Source organism: Pedobacter sp. UBA5917 (assembly GCF_002432345.1).
In the GTDB taxonomy this organism is placed as follows: domain Bacteria; phylum Bacteroidota; class Bacteroidia; order Sphingobacteriales; family Sphingobacteriaceae; genus Pedobacter.
Genome location: NZ_DJDT01000357.1, coordinates 22,716 through 31,563, shown reverse-complemented (window position 1 = coordinate 31,563; position 8,848 = coordinate 22,716). Strand labels below are relative to the sequence as shown.

11 protein-coding genes are annotated in these 8,848 nt (G+C 37.9%); 10 read left to right on the top strand and 1 reads right to left on the bottom strand.

The genetic code is table 11. From position 1 onward, the window contains the following. On the bottom strand, positions 1 to 538 hold a 538-nt coding region (locus B2V92_RS25050), incomplete at its 3' end, for a HupE/UreJ family protein (protein WP_293313254.1). A 194-nt stretch (positions 539 to 732) separates the two neighbouring features. On the opposite strand from B2V92_RS25050, the gene B2V92_RS25045 reads away from it, so the two are divergent. The 10 genes from B2V92_RS25045 (at position 733) to B2V92_RS25000 (ending at position 8,846) form a co-directional block, all read left to right on the top strand. Beyond that, positions 733 to 1,239, top strand: coding sequence for a DUF6702 family protein (locus B2V92_RS25045; RefSeq protein ID WP_293313252.1), 507 nt, complete (start codon positions 733 to 735; stop codon positions 1,237 to 1,239). Between the two features lie 132 nt (positions 1,240 to 1,371). Beyond that, entirely contained in the window at positions 1,372 to 2,640 is a 1,269-nt protein-coding gene (locus B2V92_RS25040; protein WP_293313250.1) for a DUF7033 domain-containing protein, read from the top strand. Positions 2,641 to 2,768: 128 nt separating this feature from the next. Next, complete coding sequence (gene upp, locus B2V92_RS25035) at positions 2,769 to 3,413, top strand: uracil phosphoribosyltransferase (RefSeq protein WP_293313248.1); 645 nt, start codon at positions 2,769 to 2,771, stop codon at positions 3,411 to 3,413. A gap of 48 nt (positions 3,414 to 3,461) precedes the next feature. Continuing rightward, positions 3,462 to 3,779 (top strand): low molecular weight protein tyrosine phosphatase family protein, encoded by a 318-nt coding sequence (locus B2V92_RS25030; protein WP_293313246.1) that lies wholly within the window; start codon positions 3,462 to 3,464, stop codon positions 3,777 to 3,779. Between the two features lie 257 nt (positions 3,780 to 4,036). Beyond that, entirely contained in the window at positions 4,037 to 4,726 is a 690-nt protein-coding gene (locus tag B2V92_RS25025; RefSeq protein ID WP_293313244.1) for a YjjG family noncanonical pyrimidine nucleotidase, read from the top strand. Between the two features lie 163 nt (positions 4,727 to 4,889). After that, positions 4,890 to 5,597 carry a DUF4476 domain-containing protein gene (locus B2V92_RS25020; protein ID WP_293313242.1) on the top strand — a complete coding sequence of 236 codons (708 nt, stop codon included), beginning with the start codon at positions 4,890 to 4,892 and terminating at the stop codon, positions 5,595 to 5,597. 19 nt (positions 5,598 to 5,616) lie between these two features. Continuing rightward, positions 5,617 to 6,135, top strand: coding sequence for a DinB family protein (locus B2V92_RS25015; protein WP_293313240.1), 519 nt, complete (start codon positions 5,617 to 5,619; stop codon positions 6,133 to 6,135). Between the two features lie 41 nt (positions 6,136 to 6,176). Beyond that, on the top strand, positions 6,177 to 6,800 hold the full coding sequence (locus B2V92_RS25010; RefSeq protein ID WP_293313238.1) for a hypothetical protein: 624 nt from the start codon (positions 6,177 to 6,179) through the stop codon (positions 6,798 to 6,800). A 76-nt stretch (positions 6,801 to 6,876) separates the two neighbouring features. Then, a complete protein-coding gene (locus tag B2V92_RS25005) occupies positions 6,877 to 8,202 on the top strand; it encodes a flippase (protein ID WP_293313237.1) in 1,326 nt (441 codons plus the stop codon). Further along, complete coding sequence (locus B2V92_RS25000) at positions 8,199 to 8,846, top strand: FkbM family methyltransferase (protein ID WP_293313235.1); 648 nt, start codon at positions 8,199 to 8,201, stop codon at positions 8,844 to 8,846. Before B2V92_RS25005 ends, B2V92_RS25000 begins: the two co-directional genes overlap by 4 nt. Positions 8,847 to 8,848 lie beyond the last annotated feature (2 nt).

Sequence of the window (8,848 nt, the reverse complement as noted above, 5' to 3'; positions counted from 1 at the left end):
CGCCTGCCGATACAAATAAAACCCAGCTAATGCGTTTAATCCGGGTATAATTAAAGATAAAAAAGGTAATCAATAAAATAATAAAAACCATAAAAATCTGCCCTGCCTCAAGCCCAACGTTAAAGCCGAACAGTCCCCAGCCAATGTTCTGGTCTTTTGCCAGCATGATCCTGATCGAATTGGCGAAACCCATGCCGTGGATCAACCCGAAACCCAGGGCCAGAAAGTAGTTGATTTTAACCGATTTTAATGAAAAATTCTTCCTGAACAGATTGCTTACCGCTGTAATTACAATGGTGCATGGGATTAAAAATTCGACCCATTTACTTTCAAATCTGATGATATCCGAAACACTTAAAAACAATGTTAGCGAATGGCCAATGGTAAAAGCGGTAACCAATATCAGTACCTGTTTTAAATTGTGGTAACTGTAAATGGCAACCAATGCTAAAATAAAAAGCTGATGATCTAAAGCATCGGCGCTAATAATATGCTCCCAACCTAATTTAAAATAAAAGATAAAATCCTGTAATGGCATGAAATAATAAGCTAACTATTGCGGTTAAAATAGATTGTAAAGCTTAAAATTATGTTTTTAATTGCAAAAAGTCCAAATATTCCTCAGGTAAAACCATAAATACCAAATTTGTTACTGATTTTTGGGCTGTTTCTTGTCATTATTTCATTTGATCTTTAAATCTTAACTTTGTTTATCATAACATCAAAATATCCATGAGTAGATTAAAATATATCTTCCTTCTTTTATGCTGTACTTTTTTTTCTGTTAAAGCCGGAATAAAACATCCTTTACATGTAAGTACAACAGAGGTAAATTTTAATGCGAAGGATAAAACCCTTGAAGTAAGCTGCCGGATTTTTTCGGATGATTTCGAAGCTATTTTAGCCAAACTATATAAGCAGAAAACTGATTTAAGCAGTCCAAACATGAAAACCACGATGGATGAACTGGTTAAAAAATACCTGCTCAGCCATCTGCAGCTAAAGGCCAACGGGAAAGCTGTTACACTGAACTACATCGGTTTCGAAATCGATCATGAAGCCACTAACATTTACCTTGAGGTTGAAAAAATCGCCGCTATAAAATCTGTGGAGGTTAATGATACCATTTTATACGATATGTTTGATGATCAGATGAGTATCGTGCATGTGGTGAAAGGTAATGTGCGTAAAAGTACCAAGATACTTTACCCTGAAAAGAAGTTTATAGCAAACTTTTAATTGTAATTTTTGTATTAGATAACGGTTCAATGTTAAATTACCGTTAATTTTAATAGGCGGTATTATAAGTTAATATTAGCTGAGGAATATTTCTTGTCATCTTTTTTTTAATCCTGCTTGTTAAAATAAGTTATGCATCTAATCATCTTCTCCAATATATTAACGCCCCGGATAAAGTATATTTTCAATTTTATTTTTAAGGACATCCTTAAAACCGAAGTTGAATTTACAGGCAATAGCCAGTATTTTTTGCAATGCCCACAGGTAAAGATCAGTTATGGTGAACAGCCCATTGGTGATGAGCTTTTTTTTAAAAGTACAGCTTTGCTTTTCTCCAATAAACTGGAAGAAATTAAACTGAAAACCATTTCTTTTGGCGGATATCAGGCTCCTTTTCCGGTTGAAGACTCTGCTTTGCCCTTTGATGTTTTCGCCGCTGCTTTTTTTATGGTGAGCAGGTACGAGGAATATCTCCATCAGAAAAAAACGGAAGAAGAATTTAAGCCGGCAAAAAGCTTGCAGCATAAGTGGAAGGTTTTGGATAAACCGGTTATTGATGAGTGGGCATTGATGGTTAAAAGCATCATTAAAAAGAAGTATCCAAGCTTTAAGTTTCATGAAAAGAAATTCCGGCAACAGCCTACCATTCATTTCAATATGTTGCCAAGTGTGCCAAAGGGCTTCATAAACCAAACCAGATTCGTTTTTAGTGCTCTTTTTAAAAAGGAAAACAATTACCTGAGTGCTAAATTCGACAGGCTTACCGGAGTTGGGATCAACAATGAACAAGTGTTGGAAAGTGTAAATAAACTAACTATCGCTAAAAAAAACAGCCCGCTTTATTTTGTCGGTTTTCCTGAGGTGCCGATGGATTATATCAAAATTAACGGCGTTTCTAAAAATTCTGATGACCGATCGTTGGGGCTGTTTAGACCCTGTGCCAGCGATAAACAGAAAATGGCCGAAATTAAGGAAGGATTGGTTAAATTAAAGAAAATACACCCGGTTGCCATTCCTTTAACCAGCCAGCAGTTAGAAGTGCTAAAATTTCCGATCTGTTATTTAAATATCCTTAATTCAGGCATTACTGCCGATTATTCTATGGGTTATAACAATGAGCCCGGTTTTAGGGCAGGTACCTGTACCCCCTTTAACTGGTACGATCTCCAGCTCGAAAAAGTGACACCTTTAGTTGTAAATTCTTATTGTTTAACCGATTATATTCTTCAATATTTAGCCACTCAGTCGGCTACAAAAACCCTTCACCAATATATCGATGCTGTAAAAGTGGTAAATGGTACTTTTTACAGCAGCTGGAGTTTAAAAAGTTTATCGGATCATCCCAAATACAGGAAATTAAGATCGCTGTTTGTCGAAATGCTCAATTACGCAGGAAACTGATTTTTTAAAAATTATCCACCTGAAAATTGCTAAATTTAACCGTTAAGACTGGGCGGGTGTGCAAAGAAATAAAATCCGTGTTTATCTGTGGTTAAAATTAATCCTATAAGATCCGAAAAATAAGAAAGATGATTTTTGATTTAAGCAAAACAAAATCTATTGCCAATACCTTTATTGCCGAGCTTCGGGATGAAAATATCCAGAAAGACTCCATGCGCTTCCGTAAAAATCTGGAAAGGCTGGGAGAATTTTTTGCCTACGAAATCAGTAAAAGTTTAAAATATACCGCAAAAGAAATCACCACTCCGCTGGGTGTATCCACTTGCGAAGTTTTGGCACAACAGCCCGTTCTGGCAACGATACTCAGGGCAGGACTACCTCTGCAGCAAGGTTTACTTAATATTTTCGACCGGGCCGAATGCTGTTTTATTTCAGCTTATAGAAAGGTAGAGAAGAGCGGCGATTTTGTGATCCAGATGGATTATATTTCGACGCCTAATTTGGATGGTAAAGTGCTGATTATGGCCGACCCCATGCTGGCAACCGGACAAAGTATGGTAATGTGCTGCAAGGAACTGATTAACCAATACAAAATTGAAGAACTTCATATCGTTGCCGCAATAGCCAGTACGGAAGGCGTTACGCACGTACGTGCCAATTTACCAAATGCGAAAATATGGGTTGGTGCCATTGATGAAGAAATGACCAGCAAATCGTACATCGTTCCCGGACTTGGAGATGCGGGCGACCTGGCTTATGGGGAAAAAGTTTAGTCCTTAGTCTGAAGTCTTTAGTCCAAAGTCTCACATCTCTTACGCAAAATGAATATCCTCTTTGTATGCAGCAGGAATAAATGGCGCAGTGCTACTGCCGAAACCATATATAAAAACCACCCCGATCATCAAGTACGCTCTGCAGGTACCGAACCTTCGGCAAGGATTAAAATCAATGCCAAACTGATTGTTTGGGCCGATTTGATTTTTGTAATGGAGAAAAAGCATAAACAAAGAATTACAGAACGTTTTGCGGATGAAAGTAATGAAAAGGAAATCATCACGCTGGATATTCCCGACGATTACCAGTATATGGATGAAGAACTTATTGAGGAGATTAGAGCAAAAGTGGAAGGGTATTTGTAATTAAAATTTATTTCAATTTTTAAATATTGTTTCCACCAAGAGGTCGTCATTTCGAGCGTAGTCGAGAACCACGAAGTGCTCAGCGAAGCTAAATCTGTCTCGAGATAGATCTCTCCGCTCCACTACGTTACGGTCGAGATGACGGCAATTTTATTAAAATTTGTCGATGTTTAACGTACACCATTTTTCAATCATTAATTAATCTCAAACTTTCAGGTCAAAAATCAATAGTCTACCTTTGTGGAAAATCATCACAAATGAAAAAACATATTTTCTTCGATCTCGATCATACCATTTGGGATTTCGATCGTAATGCCGAAGAAACTTTAAACGAGCTTTACCATACTTATAAACTGGATGAACTTGGTCTTAAATCATGCGCCGATTTTATCTCTACCTATACCGAAAACAATCATCAGTTATGGGCGGATTATCATTTGGGCAAGATCACAAAGGATTTTTTAAGGTCGGAGCGTTTTAGTAAAACATTTATCCAGTTGGGCATTCATCCCGATGCTGTTCCACATCAATTCGAGGCTGATTATGTAGATATTTCGCCCACCAAAACCAATCTGTTCGAAGGAGCACAAAATGTATTGGCCTATTTGCAACAAAAATATACACTGCACATCATTTCTAACGGGTTTAAAGAGACTACTTTAACCAAAATGAACCTTTCTAACCTTAATCCTTATTTCGAAAATGTAATTATTTCCGAAGATGTGGGTGTAAATAAACCGAACCCGATCATTTTTGAATATGCGCTGGATAAGGCAAAAGCCTTAAAACATGAAAGTATTATGATCGGTGATAGCCTGGAGGCCGATATTTACGGTGCGTTGAATTTTGGGATGGAAGCCATCTTTTTTAATCCCTTACAAAAAGAAAAACCTGAAGATGTAAAACAGGAAATTGTTCATTTGGAAGAATTATTGAAACTTTTTTAATCTTAACCTTTTTTGTTTGGTTTTGGCACTTGTTTGGCATTATTACAAAACACACACAAATGAAACCTTAATTAAATGAAACCATCATAATCCTGGCAAATTCAAATGAGTTAACGAAACTCAGGATTATGATAGCTTCATCGCCTTTAAAAAACACTAAACAATGATGAAAACAACCATCTTTTTAGGATTGGCAATGCTTTTTGCTACCCTAAGTTTCGCCCAAAACAACCGTCGGTCTGCCGAAGTTTTCCTTCAGATCGTTAATCCAGGTAAGTACAATGTATATTTAGACGATGAACTCGTTGCTTCTTCCAATGGCAGGTTCCGTTTTTACGATGTATACAATTCTGCACCAACACTATCCATTATTCAGGGCAATACCGTAATCTTAAAACAACAGATCAGGGTTATTCCAGAACAACGGTTGATTTTAAGTTTGGATAACAGGAGGCTGAATACGCTAAAACAATTGAATATTTACCGTAATAGGCAGTACGCACTTAACGATTTTGATGGTTATACCGGAGATTACAATACCGGTATTGTTCCGCCGGTTCTGCCGCAGCCCGAGTTGAGTTATAGGTTACTTTCAGAAGATGCTTTTCAGGCTTTTTTAGTTCAGTACAGAAGGGAGAATTTTGATGATGGCCGGTTGAGAATGATCAACGTGGTAACCAAAAATTCATCATTGCTAAGTGCCCAGGTCAGGATCCTTTTAAAATCTTTCAATTTTGATGATCAGCGCTTAAAGGTGGCCACAAACCTTTATAAGAATGTAGCCGATCCACAGAACTATTTTACTTTATCTGATATTTTTGTTTTTCCTTCCAATAAAGATGATTTCTTAAAATACTTGGAGAAACAGTAATTCGGCCTATCTTTATTAAATGACGGCTGCAAAAGTTAAGGCATCGGTAATGCAGATTATCGATGCCTATAAATTTAAATTATCCCAATACCCGGAAGAGATTTTTCAAACTACCCCGCCTATTTCGGGTTGGAGCTACAGCGAAGTATATTCCCATATTTTTGATTCGAGCCTGCTTTCATTAATTGCACTCTCGCATGCAGCTACCGGAAAAGGAGAAGACAGACCCACACATTTCGTTGTAAAACTGATTTTGTTTTTTGGGGCCTTTCCGCCTGCACAAAAATATAAAGTACCTAAACGGCTGGCTGAGCGCGTTAAAAAGATAAGCAAAACAGAAGCCTCCGATTTTATTTTAACGGTAGAAAAAGCTTTGGACGAATATTATCCGTTAATTGCCAATGCGAAAGCCAATTGCAAAACCAAACACCCACGATTAGGCTATTTAAATGCTAAACAATGGCTTAGGTTTATCGAAATCCATTTAAAACACCACCTAAAACAGTTGGAAAGAATAGAAAAGAGCTTTCAGGCCTAGATTAATTTTGCCATATTTGGGTAAACCTAATCCCAATGCTCATGAAATATGCTTTTTACCTGTTGGCTGTTGCGCTGCTTTGTGCCTGTAACAGTAACGAAAAGAAAGAAAATACCCAGGCAATGATCGCTACGCCTACCGGTTTACAGGGGCTGCAAAAAAGCAATCCTGTTCAGCCTGTAGTACAAAATACAAAAAGCAACCTGATTTTTAATCCGCCACATGGCCAGCCCGGACATACCTGTGCCTTAGCTGTTGGTGCCCCGTTAAATCAAACGGCAGGTGTGCAACCGCAACAAAATGCTAATCCACAGCCTGTACCAACGCCTGCTCCTGCGGTTGCTGTTGTTAATACCTCGGGCAAAAAATTAAACCCTAAACATGGCGAACCCGGTCACAGGTGTGATATTGCAGTGGGTGCACCTTTAGATAGCAAACCTACACAGGTGGTTACCACTACCCAACCTGCAGTTACACAGGTATCGGCTGTAAAAGTAGCTAAAGGTTTAAATCCGCCGCATGGTCAGCCAAACCACAGATGTGACCTTGCCGTTGGCGCACCGTTAAATAGCAAGCCTGCCCCCGTTGTAAATCCTGCACCAACGCCTGTGCCTGAAACTAAAGCAACAGAAAGCAAAGTATTGGAAACAAAAAGCGAAGGCTGATCGTCAGGAATGGGCCAAAAATAATTTGAATTTAGGATACCATACTTAACGCGCATTTTTTTACATCTTTGCGTTAATGAAATTACCCGCCATAAAAGGTTTTAACGAAGAAGCATTAAAAAAGTATTTCAAAAATACCGGAATGCTCCTGATTGGGAAAGTTGGCAGTTTAGGAATTAAAATGTTAACCAATATTGCGGTTGCCAACTACCTGTTGTCTTATGGAAATGGTATCCTCACAACTTCTATAGCTTATGTTTTCCTGTTTGCTGCATTAGCGGGCTTAGGATTGGATCAGTTTATCGTTAAAGAACTTCACCATTTTCCGAAAAAAAGAGATCAGATTTTAGGAACAGCATTTTGGCTTAAAACTTTTGCCGGTTTTACCTGCATCCCCTTAATTGGATTGGCATGGTTAATTTATCCCTTACAAGACATACAGTACGAATTTATCCTGCTGCTTTCATTTATTGGGGTTTTTCAGTCGTTTACTGTTATCGATTCTTATTTCCAGTCTGAAGTAAAATCAAAATACATCATGCAGGTGCAGATTATCGGTAATCTGATTTCTGCACTGATTAAAATCGTTTTGATATTTACCCATTCGCCGATAAGTTATTTCTTTTTTGCTTTCCTTTTCGATACCATTTTGCTTTCGGTAGGCTATATCATTACGTATAATAGACATGGCAGGAATATTTTAAACTGGAAATTTGAAAAAGAACTGGCAAAGAAACTTTTCTCTCTTTCGTGGCCATTGATCATTTCTGGGATAATGGTATCGATCTATATGAAAATTGATCAGATTATGCTGAAACAGATCTTGGGATCAAGAGGGACGTCAGAAGCCGGTGCTTATGCAACCGTAGTAAACTTTAGCGAAGCCTTAAATTTTGTTCCGGTGGCAATTGTTTCTTCACTTTTTCCCGCAATTTTAAACGCAAGGAGAGACGATCAGGAAAGGTATCAGAAAAGACTTCAGAACCTGTACGATTTAATGGTTTGGTTAAGTTTAAGTTTCGCAATTTTTATAACGCTGGCCTCTCCTTTTATTTATAGTTATTTTAAACCCGAGTATGCAGAGGCCGCGCCTGTTTTGTCTGTTCATGTTTGGGGCTCAGCTTTTATATTTCTTGGTGTGGCTAGCGGTCAGTATTTGATTGCAGAAAATTTCGGTCGTTTAACTTTTATCCGTACAGGTATTGGTGCGGTTGTAAATATTATCTTAAATATTATACTCATTCCAAAAATGGGCATGATGGGCACAGCGGTAGCAACAGTAATTGCCTACTTTTTTTCTGCCTTTTTTATACTATTTATACCTAAACTTCGTAAACAGGGTATAATGATGTTAAAATCATTATTTTTGGTCACAGCATTTCAAAAAATATTTAAACTTTGAGTACTCTTAAAGCATTAAGCACATTAATTGCCAAGCCAAACAGGCTGAAGGCATTATTATCATACGGACATAAAGGCTACCTGAACAGCATTGGCTGGTTTACTGCTTTTGATAAAAAACAGGCCGTAGATGGCAAGGGAAAAGCATTGCCCTGGGTAACCTATTCTTTTATCGACTTTATTAAAGAACGGATAAACAAAAGCCAGCATATTTTCGAATATGGTTCAGGTAATTCTACCATCTTTTATGCAGAACGTGCTGGCTCAGTAACCTCTGTTGAACACGATAAAGGATGGCACGATAAGGTTAAAAATACGAGTCCGGCCAATGCCGAAATGATTTTCTGCCAATTGGAAAAAGATGGTGAGTATGCTAAAAAGGCAACTTTGCTCAATAAAAAATTCGATATTATTATTGTTGATGGCCGCGACCGTGTAAATTGTTGTAAGTATAGTGTGGCAGCCCTTTCATCAAACGGCGTGTTGGTTTTGGACGATAGTGAACGCGAAGTGTACCATCCCGCCCGTGTACTGTTGAAAGAGCAGGGTTTCAAAGAAATTAGCTTTAGCGGTATTTCACCGGGACTTTTTTATGAAAAGGCAACTTCGGTTTTTTATAAACAGGATAATTGTTTAGGTATTTAATA